The following is a 17,269-nucleotide window of genomic DNA, read 5'->3' as shown; positions in this document are numbered from 1 at the left end:
ATTGCCGTTATCCTAGGGTTCCCCGAGATGTTGGAAACCAATTGCCGGTGACGGAAGCAGACTCCAAGCCAGCACTTTCGCCGCGCGATGCTTCGATGCCGCGCCATGTCGCCATTATCATGGATGGCAATGGCCGTTGGGCTACCAAACACGGCTTGCCGCGGGCGGTTGGCCATCGCAACGGTGTCGAGGCTGTCCGGCGTACGGTGCGCGCTTCGATCGAGCTCGGCATCCCCTACCTGACGCTTTACAGCTTCTCATCGGAGAACTGGTCGCGCCCCGCGGACGAGATCGACGACCTGATGGGCTTGATGAAGCGTTTCATCAGGCGTGACTTGGCCGAGCTGCACCATAATGGTGTGAAGATCCTTGTCATCGGCGAGCGGGGCAATGTCGATCCCGAACTCATGGCGCTGATCGACGAGGCGGTGGAGCTGACGCGTGACAACAAGGCGATCACGTTGATCATTGCCTTCAACTACGGGGCGCGTGCCGAGATAGCCAAGGCTGCCCGCTTGCTCGCCGAGCGTGTCCTCGCCGGAACCATGCAGCCGTCTGAGATCAACGTGGACACGCTGGGGGCGGCGCTGGATACGGCCGGTATCCCCGATCCGGACCTTCTGGTGCGGACCAGCGGAGAGCTGCGGATCTCCAATTTTCTGCTATGGCAGTGCGCCTACACGGAGTTCGTGTTCCTCGATGCTTTCTGGCCCGATTTCGGACGCGAGCTGCTCGAGGAAGCGATTGCACGTTACCGGGCGCGCGAGCGGCGTTTCGGTGGCCGTTCCAAGCGCTCGGTCGTGTGAGGCAGTCGATGCCTGACGATACGATAGCGTCGGAGGAGAGCGCCAGCATGCCCCGGCTGTCGAGCAACCTGAAGCTGAGGCTGATTTCCGGAAGCGTGCTCGCTGCGGTCGCCTTTGGCCTCGCCTATTGGGGACCGATGGCGTTCGCCTTCCTCCTCCTTGTGTGTGCTGTGGTGATCAGCTGGGAGTGGGGGCGGCTGATACGCGGCGTTTCATTCGATCTGGGATTCTTCGTGCATGCCATCGCGGTGGCTGGGGCGATCGTTCTGGCGGGGGCCGGATATGCGGCGCTGGGCCTTGCGGTGCTGCTGGTGGCGGCGATTACGCTGATCCCGCTGTATTTCGGACATGGCGCGCGATTGTCGGCGCTTGGTGTGTTCTACGTCGGATTGCCGGCATTGGCGCTGCTGTGGATCCGCAGCGACGAGCCGTTCGGGTTCACCGCAGTGCTGTTCATCTTCGCCGTGGTGTGGTCGTCGGACATAGCGGCCTATGCGGCGGGAAGAACGATTGGCGGACCGAAGTTGTGGCCCGCGGTCTCGCCTAACAAGACGTGGGCGGGGCTGATCGGCGCACTTTGTGCGGGCGCAATCTCGGGGGTCGTATTCTCAATGCTCGAGCCCGAGGCAGGTGCGGTGCGGCTGGTGCTGTTAGGTCTGGCGCTGGCGTTGGTTGCTCAGGCGGGTGATCTGGCGGAGTCGGCCCTCAAACGCCATTTCCACCTCAAGGACGCCAGCGAGCTGATCCCAGGCCATGGTGGCTTTATGGACCGCATGGACAGCATTGTTGCGGTTGCAGTCGTCAGCGGGCTGATGGCGCTGGCCATCGATCCACATGCGCCGGCGCGCGCACTGCTGTTCGGATTCTGACGTGCATCCCCGGCGCAAAGGCATGACAGAAGCAGCCACTGGCCGGGAGCAGGTGCCAGTGGCGGGACCGCGCACGCTGACGATCCTGGGGGCCACGGGCTCGATAGGGAAAAGCACGCTCGATCTGGTGGAGCGCAACAGCGCGGCCTTCGAGATCGTGGCTCTCACCGCGCAGAGCAACGTCGCGGACCTCGCTTCGGCGGCGCGGCGGACGCGGGCCCGGCTTGCGGTGATCGGCGATGCTTCGAAGCACGGGGAGCTGCGCGAGGCGCTGGCGGGCACGGGCATCCGCACCGCGGCAGGACCGGAGGCGGTCACGGCGGCTGCTGCGGAGCGTGCCGATTGCGTGATGGCGGCGATTGTCGGGGCGGCGGGCCTGGAGCCGACGTTCGAGGCAGTTCGGCAGGGGCGACGGGTGGCGCTCGCCAACAAGGAGTGCCTCGTCTCGGCAGGCGATGTGTTCATGTCGGCGGTGGCGGACGCTAAAGCCGAGCTGCTGCCGGTCGATTCTGAGCACTCGGCGGCGCTGCAGGCGCTGGCGGGTGCGGCGCCTGAGAGCATCGAGCGCATCGTGCTGACGGCGTCGGGCGGGCCGTTCCGTACCTGGAACAGCGACGAACTGGAGCGCGCAACGCCGGAACAGGCGCTGCGGCATCCGAACTGGTCGATGGGCGCGAAGATCACCATCGATTCGGCCACCTTGATGAACAAGGGGCTGGAGCTGATCGAGGCCTACCATCTGTTTCCGGTATCGGCGCAGCAGCTCGGGACGGTGGTGCATCCGCAGTCCATCGTGCACTGCCTCGTCAGCTATACGGACGGGTCGGTGCTGGCGCAGATGGCTTTTCCGGACATGCGCACCCCGATCGCACTCGCTCTGTCCTGGCCGCGGCGCATGAGTGCGCCGACGCAGCGGCTTGACCTGGCGGCGGTGGGCACGCTGACCTTCGAGCCGCCGGACGAGAAGAGGTTTCCGGCGTTAACCATTGCTCGCGATGCGTTGCTTCGCGGCGGCACGGCGCCCGCAATCCTGAGTGCTGCCAACGAGGTGGCCGTCGAGGCGTTTTTGACCCGCCAAATAGGATTTCTCGATATCGTCCGGGTGGTTGCGGAGACGCTGGAAGCGGCCGACGCGCGCGGCGCCATCATTACCGCGGGCGCTCTGGGCGAGGTGCTCGCCGCAGACGCCGAGGGGCGACGACTGGCACGCGATGTGCTGGTTCGCTATGTGTAGCTAAACCTTTGGTGCTTATCCCGGGAATTCCGTTGGGGATGAGGACCGAAATCGCCGTTTTTCCCGCGTACCATTCCGAGATTCGCGGGATCTGCCACCCCCTCGGGGCGCTGTCTTCGCGGGGCCGAGAAATGATAGGAGATCCATGCTCACGCTGGCCAATGCCGCTGCCTCGATGTCCGGGGTGCTGATCACCATCGTTCAGTTCCTGGTGGTGCTGACGATCGTGGTCTTCGTGCACGAGTTCGGCCACTTCATCGTGGCGCGCTGGTGCGGCGTGTCTGTGAGCACGTTCTCGATTGGTTTCGGCCGGGAGATTTTCGGGTTCAACGACCGTAAGGGGACGCGCTGGCGCTTCGCCTGGATCCCCCTCGGCGGCTACGTGAAGTTCGTCGATGACGAGAACGCGGCGAGCCAGCCATCTGCCGACCGGCTGGAGAAGCTGTCGGTATCGGAACGCTCGGGCGCCTTCCAGACGAAACCCCTGTGGCAGCGCGCGGCTGTGGTCGCCGCCGGGCCAATGGCCAATTTCATATTGGCGACAATGGTTTATGCCGGCGTCAACATGGCCTACGGCGTGCGAACCATTGCGCCTGTGGTTGGCGAGGTGAAGGAAGGCATGCCGGCGGCGATGGCCGGGATCAAGCCGGGCGACGTGATCAAGAGCATCGACGGCTGGACGGTCGAAGGGTTCGAGGACATTCAGCGCATCGTCGGGATCAGTGGGGGTAAGCCGCTGAAGATCGGCGTCGAGCGCGGCAGCGAAAAGCTCGACCTGACGGTGACGCCGGAGGTGCGCGAGCAGCCGGATACCTTCGGCGGGACCTTCAAGCGCGGCTTGATCGGCGTCACGCCATCGAGCGTCTCGGGGTATAACGAGGCCAAGCCTGTCAGCGCGATCGAGGCGATGCGGCTCGGGGTGCGCGAGACCTACACCAACATTGTGCACACGGTGCAGGGCATTGCAGACATTGTGACGCAGCGGCAGGCGGCCGACCAAATGGGCGGCCCGATCCTGATGGCCCAGGTCACGGCGAAGGTGGCCGAGGGCGGACTGGAGCCCCTGCTGCGCTGGATCGCCTTCATCTCGGCGAACATCGGCTTCCTGAATTTGCTGCCGATCCCGGTGCTAGACGGTGGACATCTTGTTTATTACGCCATCGAAGGCGTGATGCGCCGACCGCTCAGCCGACGCATGCAGGAGATCGGATTCCAGATCGGTGTCGCGCTGGTTCTGATGCTCATGGTCTATGTGAATTTGAACGATTTATTGCGGGTGTGGCGCGGATGGACCGGTGCAGGTTGAAATGGCGTTCAGTGACGTAATCTTGCCACTTCCGCGACCCCTTCTGAATCGTTAAGAAGGAATTTACACAGGGGAGTGCGCTCACAAGAAGAATCAGACCGTTTGGGTCAGTTTCCGATGCGCGCGTGTTAGTCATGCGGTCCGGTGCTCCGAAGCCGACGGGGTCCGTAAACCGAGGGGGAGTTCGGCAATAATGAGGGCATGTCCACGAATGCCTCTGGTTCGAGCCATTACGGTGAGAGTCTGTCGCCTCGCGTTCATTCTGGCGATCGTCTCCTCGGGGATCACCTGCGTCGGTGGCGCGCTGTCCTCTACGTCTGCCCTGGCCCAAAGCGCGCCTATTCGCGCCATTGAGGTGTCAGGCAACAAACGCGTCGAACCGGAGACGGTTCGTTCGTATCTGCAATTCTCGGTCGGCAGCACTTACGATCCCGCCAAGGTGGACGGGTCGATCAAGGCGCTGTTCGCAACGGGTCTGTTCTCCGACGTGCGCATCGATCGCTCGGGCGCGGACATCATCGTCACCGTCGTCGAGAACCCGGTCATCAACCAGGTGGCCTTCGAGGGTAACAGCGAAGTCGACACGGACACTCTGCGCAACGAAGTGCAGATGAAGCCGCGCTCGGTCTTCACCCGTGCTCGTGTCCAGCAGGACGTGCAGCGCATCCTCGACGTCTACCGCCGCCAGGGCCGCTACGCCGCGACCGTCGAGCCGAAGATCATCGAGCTCGAGCAGGACCGCGTGAACCTGGTGTTCGAAATCGCTGAAGGCAGCGCGACGAAGGTCAAAGGCATTCACTTCGTCGGCAACAAGGCGTTTTCCGACACTCAGCTGCGCGACGTCATCTCGACGACGGAAAAGGGCTGGTTCGACTTCCTCAAGGGTACTGCGATCTACGATCCCGATCGCATGAGCCTCGACCGCGAGCTGCTGCGCCAGTACTACCTGAAGAACGGCTATGCCGACGTGCAGGTGACGGCAGCCAATGCCGAGCTTGACCGCGATGGCTCGGGCTTCTTCCTCACCTACTCGATCGAGGAAGGCGAGCAGTACACCTTCGGCGACATCAACATCGAGAGCACGGTTTCGGCGATCGATGGCGCTAAGTTCAAGGGCAAGGTGCTGACCGAAAGCGGCGATACCTACAATGCCGGCTTGATCGACAAGTCGGTGGAGGCAGTGACCGCCGCGGTGTCCCAGGACGGCTTTGCGTTCGCCCGCGTGCGTCCGCAAGCGACGCCCGACCCGGTGGCGCGCCGGATCTCGCTCAACTACGTGATCGAGGAAGGCCCGCGCGTCTACGTCGAGCGCATCAACATCTCCGGCAACACGCGCACCAAGGATTATGTGCTGCGCCGCGAGTTCAAGGTGGCCGAGGGCGACGCCTACAATCCGCTCATGGTAGACCAGGCCAAGAAGCGCCTGACCAACCTCGGTCTGTTCAAGAACGTCGACGTGAAGCGTCGTCCCGGCAGCAACCAGGACCGCGTGATCCTTGATGTCGAGGTTGTCGAGCAGTCGACGGGTGAGCTTTCGTTCGGTGCCGGTTACTCGACGTCTGAAGGTGTGATCGGTGACGTGTCGATCACCGAGCGTAACCTGATGGGCAACGGCCAGTTCCTGCGCCTGGGCGTCTCGGGATCTCTGCAGCGCCTGCAGGTCAACCTGAGCTTCACCGAGCCGCGCTTCCTCGATCGCAACATGGCGGCTGGTTTCGACATATTCGCGAAGACGACGAATACCGGTTCGAGCAGCAGCTGGAGCGGCGGTACGTCTGGTACTGGTTCGTATCAGAGCTCGCGTTACGGCGGCACGCTGCGCCTCGGCTTCCCGCTGTCCGAGAAGCTGTGGATGCAGACGAACTACACGGCATCGCGTGACGAGATTACGGACGTCAGTGACTACTCCTCGCTCGCGATCCGCGAGGCAGGTATGCAGGGCGCGTCTTACACCTCACTGATGGGTGCGACGATCACCTACGATCTGCGCAACGATCCGCGTAATCCGACCAAGGGACTCTGGTTCCAGGTAGGCAGCGACTTTGCCGGTCTTGGTGGCGATGTGCAGTACGTCAGCTTCGCTGCCGAAGCGCGCGGCTACTATCCGATCACCGACAACATCACCTTCGTTGCACGTGCGATTGGCGGCTCCATCAATTCATGGGGTGGCGAGCAGCTGCGCTTGATCGACATGTACTTCAAGGGTGGTGAGACGGTTCGTGGTTTCGATCGAGCGGGTTACGGCCCTCGCGACTTGAACACTGGCGACGCTCTGGGTGGTCAGTACTACTGGGCGACCACCGCGGAAGTCCGCTTCCCCATTCCGTTCATTCCGGATGACCTTGGAATTTCGGGTGCGGTGTTCGCGGATGCTGGTTCTTTGTGGGGAGCTAACACCGGCTCGTTTGCAGAGGGCTGCGGCAGCGCGTATCAGAACAGCGCCGGAGTGTGGAACGCGGTCTGTACCGCGGATAGCTCGGCGATCCGCTCGTCGGTCGGTGCCTCGATCATGTGGGCCTCGCCGGTTGGTCCGATCCGCATGGACTTTGCCAAGGTTCTCAGCAAAGAAACTTACGACGACGAGCAGTTCTTCCGCTTCGGTGCGGCGACGAAGTTCTAATCGTCGCCCATTCGGGGTAAGAACGCCTCCTGTGGCGTAGCGCGGAGCAGCGGCTCCGCGCAGGAGAAGCGTCACATATTGGAGGAGGCGCCGCGAAGGCGGCGTAAGGCATGGAACATCCCGGATTTTTCAATCGGGTTGGGCCGTTCTCGCTGGCGGAAATTGCCAAGGCGACAGCAGCGGAACTTGGCCGAGGGGCCGACCCTGCCAGCCTGATCCAAGACGTGCGCACGCTGACGGACGCTGGGGCGCGCGAAATCTCATTCTTCAATAACCGGAAGTACGCCGATCAGCTGAAGGCGACGCATGCGGGCGCGTGCTTGGTGACGTCAGCGTTCGAGTCGCGGGTGCCCGATACGACGGCGCGGCTCGTGACGGCCGATCCCTACCGCGGCTTTGCGCGGGCGCTAGCGCTGTTCTATCCGGATTCACGCTTCTCGCAGGGGGCTCTGGGGGCGCGACACGGGGTCGATCCAACCGCCGAACTCGAAGAAGGGGTGGTCGTCGAGGCCGGCGCGGTTATCGGTCCAGAAGCCAGGATCGGCCGGGGGACGCGCATATGCGCCGGAGCTGTGATCGGTTACCGGGTTTGTATCGGTCGGGACAGCTACGTCGGCTCGCTGGCGACGGTGGTGCATACACTTATTGGTGACCGGGTCATTATCCATGCCGGTGCGCGGATCGGTCAGGACGGCTTCGGCTTTGCCATGGGCCCCAGCGGGCATTTCAAAGTGCCGCAAATTGGCCGGGTGTTGATCCAGGATGACGTGGAAATCGGCGCCAATTCGACGATCGACCGGGGGGCTCTTAAGGACACCATCATAGGAGAAGGCAGCAAAATTGATAATTTGGTGCAGATCGGGCACAACGTCGTCATCGGGCGGCATTGCGTGATTGTTGCCCAAGTTGGTATCTCCGGCTCCACGGAGCTGGGCGATTTCGTCGTCATGGGCGGCCAGTCCGGATCGGTCGGTCACATCAAGATCGGTTCGGGAGCGCAGGTCGCCGGTGCTAGCCACCCGTCCAAGGATGTGCCAGCGCGTGCCCGGGTCGGCGGAACGCCGGCCAGGTCCCTCACGCAGTGGGGGCGCGAGATTGCCTTTCTTGCCCGCGCGGTAAAGCGCGGCGAGAAGGACGGTGCCGACGAAGGTTAAAGCGGGTATGTGTCCGGCGCGCACGGCGCCGAAGGGTTAGAGGGTCGAAGAAATGAACGATATGGGCGAAGCCAAAGCAACGACGGCGCTTGCGACCGCGGATATCGCGCGGGTGCTAAGCCTGCTGCCGCACCGCTATCCGTTCCTGATGCTCGACCGCATCTACGACATGGATGGCGACAGGAGCTGCGTCGGCGTCAAGAACGTGACCATCAACGAGCCGTTCTTTCAGGGTCACTTCCCGCAGTACCCGGTGATGCCGGGCGTGCTGATCATCGAGGGTCTGGCGCAGACGGCGGGTGCTCTGTGCGTGCACAGCCTGGGCGAGGATTATGTGGCCGAACTCGTCTACTTCATGAGCATCGACCGCGCGAAGTTCCGCAAGCCGGTGCTGCCGGGCGATCAGATCCACTATCACGTGCGCAAGATCCGTAACCGCGGGCGCGTGTGGCGCTTCTTCGGCGATGCGAAAGTCGACGGCAAGACGGTGGCCGAGGCGGAAGTGAGCGCCATGCTCGCCGACACCGCAGAGGCCCGCGCCTTCGCAGCCAGCGCATCGACGAAAAATGGGTGAGATGACTGCCCATCCCACTGCTGTGATCGAGGCCGGCGCCAAAATCGGCGACGGCGTCAAGATCGGGCCCTATTGCGTCGTCGGGGCGGACGTCACGCTCTGCGACGGAGTCGAGCTGATGAGCCATGTGGTCGTTGCCGGCCGCACGACGATCGGTGAGCGTACAAAGATTTTTCCGTTCGCTTCGATCGGGCATCAGCCGCAGGACCTCAAGTTTCACGGCGAAGCTTCGACGCTATCGATTGGCGCCGACTGCCTGATCCGCGAAGGGGTGACGATGAACCCCGGCACCGAAGGCGGCGGCATGACGACGACGGTTGGCGACCGCTGCGCGTTCCTGGCCAATTCGCACGTCGGGCACGACTGCCACGTCGGCAACAACGTCGTGTTCTCCAACAACGTGATGCTGGCTGGGCATTGCGCCGTGGGCGACTTCGCGATCATCGGTGGCGGCGCGGCGGTGATCCAGTTTGCGCGCGTCGGGGCGCACTCGTTCCTCGGCGGCATGTCGGGGCTCGAGAACGATCTCATCCCGTACGGCATGGCGCTTGGCAACCGCGCGCATCTTTCCGGGCTCAACATCGTGGGGCTGCAGCGGCGAGGGTTCTCGCGAGACAACATCCACGATCTGCGGCGGGCCTATCGCGCGCTTTTTGCTGCCGAGGGGACTTTGGCGGAGCGCACCGCGGACGTGGCGCAGGAGTTCGCCGATCACCCAATCGTGCAGGAGATCATCGCGTTCATCCGCGTCGGCGGAAAGCGCTCCTTGTGCACGCCGAAAGAAGCGACCGAGGCCTAGATCATGGCAGGGCCGCCGCGCGTGGTCGGCATCGTAGCGGGCGGAGGCAGTCTGCCGCGCGAGGTTGCGGAGCATGTGCGGGCGAGCGGTGCGGCGGTGCACGTCGTTGCCATCGACGGCGAGTTCGACCGCGATCTGGCCGGCATTCCAGTTACGCACGTTGGATGGGCGCAGTTCGGTGCGCTGCTGCGCGCGCTGCGCAATGCCGGTACGACCGAGGTGGTGATCGCGGGCGCGGTGCGTCGGCCTGATCTGACGCGAATCCGCCCTGACTTGGGTTTCTTCCTCAATCTGCCAGCGATCGTGCGCATCGTGACTTCGGGCGGCGACGACAGCGTGCTGACGCGCGTGGTCCGCTTCTTCGAAGGCAAGGGGTTCAAGGTCGTCTCGCCGGCGCAGGTGGCGCCGTCCCTGGTGGTGGGCGAGGGGGCGCTCGGTGCGCACGCGGCGAGCGCCAGCGATCAGCGCGACATCGACCTGGGCTTTGCCTTGGTGCGCGCCTTAGGGCCGTTCGATGTGGGACAGGCCGTGGTGGTGGCGGATGGGCGCGTCGAAGCCATCGAGGGCGCCGAGAACACCGATGCGATGTTGGCGCGGCTCGGTCTGCAGCGAATATCGGCGGGACGCGATGTCTCTCTGCGCACGGGGGTGCTCGTCAAGCGGCCGAAGCCGGGGCAGGAGATGCGCGTCGACATGCCGGCGATTGGGCCGCGCAGCGTTTCGGCTGCTGCAGCCGCCGGGCTTTCGGGGATTGCGGTGCTCGCGGGTGGTGCGCTGTCGCTAGAGCGCGCGGAACTCATTCGCAGTGCGGATGCCGAAGGAATGTTCGTCGTTGGGGCCGCTGACAGGAGAGCCGGCGATGTTGCGCCGGGTTTGGCGAGGTCCTCGCGCTGGCATTTTTCGACGGTGGGTATTGTTCGACCGACAGCCGTGCAGCTTGAGGACGCGGTGCGTGGCGCCGAGCTGTTGGATGCCCTGGCGCCGCTGTGCCACAGCGGTGGCACTGTCATAGATCGCGGGCATGTTCTGGCGATCGAGAGTGACGAAGGCGTTGCTGCACTCATCGCGCGTGCGGGCAATCTGAGGCAGTGGGGACGACGGCGGTGGAGCAAGCGTTCGGCTATGGTTGTGGTTAGCAGCGTGGTTGCCGCCGATATCGTTTCAGTGCTGACGGCGGCGGCGGCGGCGCATATGGCCGGCGTTGCGGTTGCCGGCTGCTCAATGATCGATCTGGCGCACGGGATCGAGACGGCCGAGCGCCACAAACTGTTTCTCATCGCCGCGCCGCGGCAGGATAGTGCGTCATGAGCCTTACTGATCGCGCTGCAGCTGCGCGCGCCCCGACGTCAGGAAAAGGCGGCCCCACGGGCGGGCGCGACGACCTGCGCATTTTTCTCGTCGCGGGCGAGCACTCGGGTGATGCGCTCGGCGGAAAGCTGATGCATGCGCTGAATGCGCGCTGCAAGGGGCGCATCCATTATCTGGGTGTCGGCGGCGAGCAGATGGAAGCAGCGGGACTCGCTTCGCAGTTTCCTTTGTCCGATGTGGCGGTGATGGGGCCGCTGTCGATCTTGCCGCGATTGCCGCGCATCATCTCGCGCGTGCATCGCACGGTCGATGCGGCGGTAGCAGCGGAGCCCGATGCCGTCGTGATCATCGATGCGCCCGAGTTCACGCATCCGATCGCCAAGCGCATACGCAAGAGGGCGCCGTCGATCCCGATCATCGATTATGTCTCGCCGAGCGTGTGGGCATGGCGGCCAGGGCGGGCGCGCAAGATGCGGCCTTACGTTGATCATGTGATGGGGCTGCTGCCGTTCGAGCCGGCGGCGCATCAGCGGCTTGGCGGGCCGCCGTGCACGTACGTGGGGCATCCACTGATCGAGAAGGTCGATTGGATGCATGCGGTGGACGCAGCCGGGCTGGCGGAGCGGCTGCAACTCGATCCGGGCCGGCTGACGCTCGTGGTGCTGCCGGGCAGCCGCGCGTCCGAGGTGACGCGGCTGATGCAGCCTTTCGGCGAGGCGCTGGAGCTGTTGCAGCAGCGCAGGGTGCGTCCGCAGGTGATCATTCCGGTGGTGCCGCATGTGCGCCCGCTCGTCGAGCGGCACATGCAGTCATGGACGGTGACGCCGCATCTGGTGGAAGGCGAAGAAGACAAGTTCGCCGCTTTCCGGCTCGCGCATGCGGCGCTGGCGGCGTCGGGCACGGTGACGTTGGAACTGGCGCTGGCGGGCACGCCGATGGTGGTTGCCTACAAGGTCGATGGGATCGCGGCGCAGCTGCGGTTTCTGCTCAACGTGCAATCCGTCGTGCTCGCCAATCTCGTGCTGGGCGAGAACGCTTTTCCGGAATTGCTGCAGGAAGACTGCACGCCGGTGAAGCTTGCGGATGCGCTGGAGCTGTTGCTGCGCGAGACGCCGGAGCGGCAGGCGCAGGTGACGGCACTTGCACGCATCCCACACAAGATGCTGATCGAGGGCTCCTCGCCGAGCGCGGAAGCGGCGAACATCGTGCTGGACTATGCCGTGAACGGATTGCGGCCGGGGCGATGAGCCACCGGCCGCTTTGATCCTCATCGCGCATCGCTGCGGTGCGCCGTCTCAGCGCTGATCCACTCAGCGCTGATCCATGGGGACGAAGTTGCGTTCGGCGGAGCCCATGTAAAGCTGACGCGGGCGGCCGATGCGCTGCTCGGGATCCTCGATCATCTCTTTCCACTGCGCGATCCAGCCGACGGTGCGGGCGATGGCGAACAGCACCGTGAACATCGACACGGGGAAGCCGAGCGCGCGCAGCGTGATGCCGGAGTAGAAGTCGATGTTGGGATAGAGCTTCTTCTCGATGAAGTACTCATCCTGCAGAGCAATACGCTCCAGCTCCATCGCAACCTTCAGCAGCGGATCGTCGTGGATGCCGAGCGCGTCGAGCACCTCGTGGCAGGTCTTCTGCATCACCTTGGCGCGCGGGTCGTAGTTCTTGTAGACGCGGTGACCGAAGCCCATCAGGCGGAAGCCGGAGTTCTTGTCCTTCGCCTTCTTGATGAACTCGGGGATGCGGTCGACGGTGCCGATCTCCTGCAGCATGTTGAGCGCCGCTTCGTTGGCGCCGCCGTGCGCGGGCCCCCAGAGGCATGCGATGCCGGCGGCGATGCACGCGAACGGATTGGCGCCCGACGAGCCTGCAAGGCGCACCGTCGAAGTCGAAGCGTTCTGCTCGTGGTCGGCGTGCAGGATGAAAATGCGATCGAGCGCGCGCGTCAGCACCGGGTTCGCGACAAACGGCTCGCACGGAATCGCGAAGCACATCTGCAGGAAGTTGGTGGTGAAGTCGAGATCGTTGCGTGGATAGATGAACGGCTGGCCGATGGAATACTTGTAGGCCATCGAAGCGATCGTCGGCATCTTCGCAATCATGCGATAGGAAGCGACTGCCCGCTGCGTGGGATCGTTGATGTCGGTCGAGTCGTGATAGAACGCCGACAGCGCGCCGACAGTGCCGACCATGACGGCCATCGGATGGGCGTCACGACGGAAGCCGGTGAAGAAGCGCGTCATCTGCTCGTGCAGCATGGTGTGACGCGTGATGGTGGTGCGGAAGCTGCCAAACTGTTCCTTGGTCGGCAGATCGCCGTGCAGGAGCAGGTAGCAAACCTCGAGAAAGTTCGACTGCTCGGCAAGCTGGTCGATCGGATAGCCGCGATAGAGCAGAACGCCGGCGTCACCATCGATGTAGGTGATGCGCGACATGCAATTTGCGGTCGAGGTGAAGCCCGGATCGTAGGTGAAGCATCCGGTATCACGGTAGAGCTTGCCGACATCGATCACGTCGGGGCCAAGGGTGCCGCTACGCACGGGCATCTTGGACGATTTGCCTTCCAGGGTCAGCTCAGCGGCAGTCTCGGCAGTGGGCGCTTTTTCGTGGACGTTCATGGCGCGGAATCCTGTGATACCCGGCGGTGGGAACTGAGTGCGAGCAGGTGAAGATCTCCCGAGCTTCTCAAACAACGTCCCCTATGAGCATTTTAGTTATGGGACGCCTCGGCGGTGCTCAGACGCCGGGCGACTTATTTGCTGCGATGCTACACCATTTTCGCAGCGCACCATAGACTGCCTGGGCAATACCGCGCGCGCAACTCCATTTGCCAAATTCGCTAGCTATTCCCGTCGCCTACGCAACTCAGCGTAGGGCTTGGCGGGGGCATTGCCGGGGCAACTAATCTTGGGCGTGGTCGCGAATTCGGCCTAGGGCTTCATCGCGTCCGAGCACGGCCATGACGTCGAAAACCGGCGGAGAAACCGACTTGCCGGTCAAGGCTGCACGCAGGGGCTGGGCCACTTTGCCGAGCTTGGCGCCCGTTTCCTCGGCGAAGGTGCGGACGATGGCCTCGAGATCGGCGGCCTGCCAGCGGCTTGCGCCTTCGAGCTTGGGCAGCATGGCAGCGAGTTTCTGGCGGGCGTCGGCGTCGAGCAGCTTTTCGGCTTTCTCGTCGAGCTTCAGCGGGCGGTCGGCAAAAAGGAACTCGGCGCCGTTGATCAGCTCGATGAGGGTCTTGGCGCGCTCCTTGAGGCCGGGCATCGCGATCAGCAGTTTGGCGCGCATGTTGGCGTCCAGCCGCTCGGTGATCTGCGTGCCATTGGGCAGGTAGGGAAGAATATCCTCGACCCGCTGCAGCAGCTCCTGATCGTCAGTTGAGCGGATGTAGTGGCCGTTGAGGTCCTCAAGCTTCGCAAAATCGAAGCGCGCGGCCGAGCGGTTGATGTCGGTGACGTCGAACCAGTCGAGCATCTGCGAGGTCGACATGATTTCGTCGTTGCCGTGGCTCCAGCCGAGGCGCACGAGATAGTTGCGCAAGGCGGCGGGCAGATAGCCCATCTCGCGATAGGCCTCGATGCCGAGCGCGCCGTGGCGCTTCGATAGCTTGGCGCCGTCGGGTCCGTGGATCAGCGGAACGTGGGCGAATCTCGGCACCACCCAACCCATGGCAACGTAGATCTGGGTCTGACGCGCGGCGTTGGTGAGGTGATCGACGCCGCGGATCACGTCGGTGATCTTCATGTCGTGATCGTCGACGACGACAGCGAGATTGTAGGTCGGGTTGCCATCGGACCTGAGGATGATGAGGTCGTCCAGCTCCTTGTTCTGGAACACGACGCGGCCCTGCACCAGATCATCGACGACGGTCTCGCCGTCGCGCGGCGCCTTGAGGCGGATGACGTAGGGCACGCCTGCGGGCGCCTCGGCTGGGTCGCGGTCGCGCCAGGGCGAGCGGATTGTCAGCGGGCGCTTTTCGGCCTGGGCCTCCTCACGCATCTTGTCGAGTTCGGCGGGTGTCAGCCAGCAGCGGTAGGCGTGCCCGTTCGCCAGTAGCTCTTCGGCAACCTGACGATGGCGCTGGGCGCGGCCATACTGGGAAACGGCCTCGCCGTCCCAATCGAGCTCCAGCCACTTTAGGCCGTCGAGAATAGCGGCGACAGCGGCGGGATTGTTGCGCTCGCGATCGGTGTCCTCGATGCGCAGCAGCATCTTGCCGCCGCGGCCACGGGCGTAGAGCCAATTGAAGAGGGCCGTGCGGGCGCCGCCGATGTGGAGATAGCCGGTGGGCGAAGGGGCAAAGCGCACGATCGGCGCTGCGGCGCTGCGTGTCGGATTGTTCATGATTTTATCGATTGACGTTCGGATGCGGGAAGTCTCCGGGCCATGTAGCATGCCTCGGCAGGTGGGGTAAGGGGCGGCTGGTGTCGGCGTCGGGTGACGAGGGATCGGCGGGCCGGGGGCTGTGGGGGCTGTCGCGCCAGCTGGAGGTTGAACAGGAGCGCTGGTTCGCTTGGGGGCCAGTGCTGATCGGCTGCGGCATCGGCACCTATTTTTCGCTGTCCTCCGAGCCTTCGCTGCTGCTCGCGCTGGCGCCGCTTGCGGTCGTCCTGGCCGTGTGGGCGGCGCGCAGCGGACAGGGGACGGTCGAGCGAATCATCGTTTCGGCGCTGCTGGCATCGAGCTTCGGGTTCGCGCTGGCGAAGGTGCGCGTCGAGACGGTGGCGGCCCCCGTGCTGGCGCGTCAGCACAACAACATCGAGGTGCGCGGCTGGGTCGAGCTGATCGAGCCGCGCGTGACGCGGGGCAAGCGGCTGACGCTGCGCACGATCAGCGTCGGCGACCTAGGCGCCGATGCGCGGCCGGTGCGGGTGCGCATTTCGGTGCCCCGCGTGCCGGAAGGATTGCAGCCGGGACAGGTGGTGCGTGCGCGCGCGACGCTGATGCCTCCGTCGGGGCCGGCGATGCCCGGCGATTTCGATTTCGGGCGGCAGGCGTGGTTCGCGCGGCTGGGGGCGGTGGGGTACTCGCTATCGACGCCGGTGGTCGAGCCGATGGTGGGCGCAGATGCAGCGCCGCTCGATCTCAGGGCGTGGGCTCACGTCGAGCGCTTGCGGCAGATGATCGGCGCGCGCATCACGGCGGCGTTGCCGGGCGAGCGCGGTGAGATCGCGACGGCGCTGATCACGGGCGAGCGTGGCGGTATCTCAGAGGAGACGAATGACGCGTTCCGGGATTCGGGCATCCTGCACATTCTGTCGATCTCCGGCTTTCACATGGTGATCATGGCGGGGTCGGTGTTTTTCATTGTGCGCCTGATGCTGGCGGCGTTTCCGAGCATTGCGCTGCGCTATCCGATCAAGAAGTGGGCCGCGGCGACGGCGATGGCAGCGGCATTCGGGTTTCTGATGATTTCGGGTGGGGCGTTCGCGACGGTGCGCTCGGCGATCATGATTTCCATCATGTTCCTGGCGGTGCTGCTCGACAGACCGGCGCTGGCGGTGCGCAACGTGGTGCTGGCGGCAACGCTCATTCTCGTCGCCTTTCCAGAGAGCCTGTTCGACGTCGGGTTTCAGATGTCGTTCGCGGCGGTGCTGGGATTGATCTGCGCTTATGAGGCGCTGCGAGAGAGCGAAAGATGGCGGGCGCTGATGGAGCGGCGCTGGGTGCGCGCTGGGATGTTCATCGGCGGCATCGTGCTGTCGACGCTGGTTGCAAGCGCGGCGGTGGCCCCGTTCACCGCGTATCATTTTCACAAGAGCCAGCAGTATGCGCTGCTCGCCAATCTGATTGCGGTGCCGGTGTGCAATCTCGTCGTGATGCCGGCGGCGCTGGTGAGTATCGTGGTGATGCCGCTGGGTCTCGAAGCCGTTCCGCTGTGGATCATGGGCTGGGGCATCGACGCGATGGTGTGGGGCGCCGAGCGCGTCGCCGAGCTTCCCGGTGCGGTGATTTCGGTGCCGGCTATGCCGGTTGCGGCGTTCCTTTTGATGGTGCTGGGCGGCCTGTGGCTGCTGCTGTGGCAGACGCGATGGCGCATTGGTGGCCTAGGGGCGATCGCCGCAGGGATCGCGCTGGCGCCGACATTGCCGGTGCCGGACGTGCTGATCGGGCGGGATGGAGAGCTAATTGCCGCGCGCGTCAACGGCGGTGAACTGTCGGCGGTCGGTGCGGGACGGTCATCGTACGAATTGGAGCGCTGGCTCGAGTACGATGGGACGGGGCGTACGCTGGAAGCGGCTGCGAAGAGTTCCGGGTTTGCGTGCGACGGGATCGGCTGCAGCGCTAAGGTGAAGGGGATGGCGCTTGCGGTCTCCCGGCATCCGGCGGCGTTCGCCGAGGATTGCCGGCGCGCGACCATCCTCATTGCGCCGATCGTCAGCCCGAAGGGATGCTCGGGGCCGAAGGTGGTTGTCGATTTCTTTGCGGTGCGGCGGGAGGGGCCGCACGCGCTTTACATTGAGAGCGACGGGCGCGTGCGTGTCGACACCGTTGCGGCGCGACGCGGTCTGCGGCCGTGGTCGATGCCGCGGCCTCGACGGCAAGATACCAACGAGGACGCGACCCGCTCGGCTGCGCTCGACTAATCGCGC

Annotated in this window: 13 protein-coding genes; 11 read left to right on the top strand and 2 right to left on the bottom strand. The window is 64.3% G+C overall.

Going from position 1 to position 17,269, the window contains the following annotated elements; genetic code table 11:
• The first annotated feature begins 47 nt into the window (after positions 1 to 47).
• The 10 genes from NDB2M4_RS09535 to lpxB all read left to right on the top strand — a co-directional run bounded on the left by NDB2M4_RS09535 (position 48) and on the right by lpxB (position 11,917).
• Positions 48 to 806 (top strand): isoprenyl transferase, encoded by a 759-nt coding sequence (locus NDB2M4_RS09535; RefSeq protein ID WP_072373847.1) that lies wholly within the window; start codon positions 48 to 50, stop codon positions 804 to 806.
• 8 nt (positions 807 to 814) lie between these two features.
• Complete coding sequence (locus NDB2M4_RS09530; RefSeq protein WP_083556107.1) at positions 815 to 1,675, top strand: phosphatidate cytidylyltransferase; 861 nt, start codon at positions 815 to 817, stop codon at positions 1,673 to 1,675.
• A 22-nt stretch (positions 1,676 to 1,697) separates the two neighbouring features.
• Complete coding sequence (gene dxr / locus NDB2M4_RS09525) at positions 1,698 to 2,909, top strand: 1-deoxy-D-xylulose-5-phosphate reductoisomerase (protein ID WP_072373844.1); 1,212 nt, start codon at positions 1,698 to 1,700, stop codon at positions 2,907 to 2,909.
• Between the two features lie 145 nt (positions 2,910 to 3,054).
• On the top strand, positions 3,055 to 4,215 hold the full coding sequence (rseP, locus tag NDB2M4_RS09520; RefSeq protein WP_072373841.1) for an RIP metalloprotease RseP: 1,161 nt from the start codon (positions 3,055 to 3,057) through the stop codon (positions 4,213 to 4,215).
• Between the two features lie 235 nt (positions 4,216 to 4,450).
• Positions 4,451 to 6,835 (top strand): outer membrane protein assembly factor BamA, encoded by a 2,385-nt coding sequence (gene bamA / locus NDB2M4_RS09515; protein ID WP_244536117.1) that lies wholly within the window; start codon positions 4,451 to 4,453, stop codon positions 6,833 to 6,835.
• A gap of 110 nt (positions 6,836 to 6,945) precedes the next feature.
• On the top strand, positions 6,946 to 7,989 hold the full coding sequence (gene lpxD / locus NDB2M4_RS09510) for a UDP-3-O-(3-hydroxymyristoyl)glucosamine N-acyltransferase (protein WP_072373836.1): 1,044 nt from the start codon (positions 6,946 to 6,948) through the stop codon (positions 7,987 to 7,989).
• 52 nt (positions 7,990 to 8,041) lie between these two features.
• Complete coding sequence (gene fabZ / locus NDB2M4_RS09505; protein ID WP_072373833.1) at positions 8,042 to 8,563, top strand: 3-hydroxyacyl-ACP dehydratase FabZ; 522 nt, start codon at positions 8,042 to 8,044, stop codon at positions 8,561 to 8,563.
• Positions 8,556 to 9,362, top strand: coding sequence for an acyl-ACP--UDP-N-acetylglucosamine O-acyltransferase (gene lpxA / locus NDB2M4_RS09500; protein WP_072373830.1), 807 nt, complete (start codon positions 8,556 to 8,558; stop codon positions 9,360 to 9,362). Before fabZ ends, lpxA begins: the two co-directional genes overlap by 8 nt.
• A 3-nt stretch (positions 9,363 to 9,365) precedes the next feature.
• The gene (gene lpxI / locus NDB2M4_RS09495; RefSeq protein WP_072373827.1) at positions 9,366 to 10,670 is read left to right on the top strand and encodes an LpxI family protein; all 1,305 of its coding nucleotides are present in this window, start codon (positions 9,366 to 9,368) and stop codon (positions 10,668 to 10,670) included.
• Positions 10,667 to 11,917 carry a lipid-A-disaccharide synthase gene (gene lpxB / locus NDB2M4_RS09490; RefSeq protein WP_083556105.1) on the top strand — a complete coding sequence of 417 codons (1,251 nt, stop codon included), beginning with the start codon at positions 10,667 to 10,669 and terminating at the stop codon, positions 11,915 to 11,917. The genes lpxI and lpxB overlap by 4 nt, the downstream gene beginning before the upstream one ends.
• Positions 11,918 to 11,980: 63 nt before the next feature.
• On the opposite strand, the gene gltA is transcribed toward lpxB, so the two are convergent.
• Together gltA and gltX are read right to left on the bottom strand one after the other, a co-directional pair.
• A complete protein-coding gene (gene gltA, locus NDB2M4_RS09485; protein WP_072373824.1) occupies positions 11,981 to 13,294 on the bottom strand; it encodes a citrate synthase in 1,314 nt (437 codons plus the stop codon).
• Positions 13,295 to 13,577: 283 nt separating this feature from the next.
• Positions 13,578 to 15,020, bottom strand: coding sequence for a glutamate--tRNA ligase (gene gltX / locus NDB2M4_RS09480; protein ID WP_072373819.1), 1,443 nt, complete (start codon positions 15,018 to 15,020; stop codon positions 13,578 to 13,580).
• 80 nt (positions 15,021 to 15,100) lie between these two features.
• Between gltX and NDB2M4_RS09475 the strand changes: the two genes are divergently transcribed.
• Complete coding sequence (locus NDB2M4_RS09475; protein WP_072373816.1) at positions 15,101 to 17,263, top strand: ComEC/Rec2 family competence protein; 2,163 nt, start codon at positions 15,101 to 15,103, stop codon at positions 17,261 to 17,263.
• The last annotated feature ends 6 nt before the right edge of the window (positions 17,264 to 17,269 follow it).

This window comes from Hyphomicrobium sp. NDB2Meth4, from assembly GCF_900117445.1.
Lineage (GTDB): Bacteria > Pseudomonadota > Alphaproteobacteria > Rhizobiales > Hyphomicrobiaceae > Hyphomicrobium_A.
The sequence above is the reverse complement of the archived record's forward strand: the minus strand, read 5'-3'. Positions and strand labels throughout refer to the sequence as shown.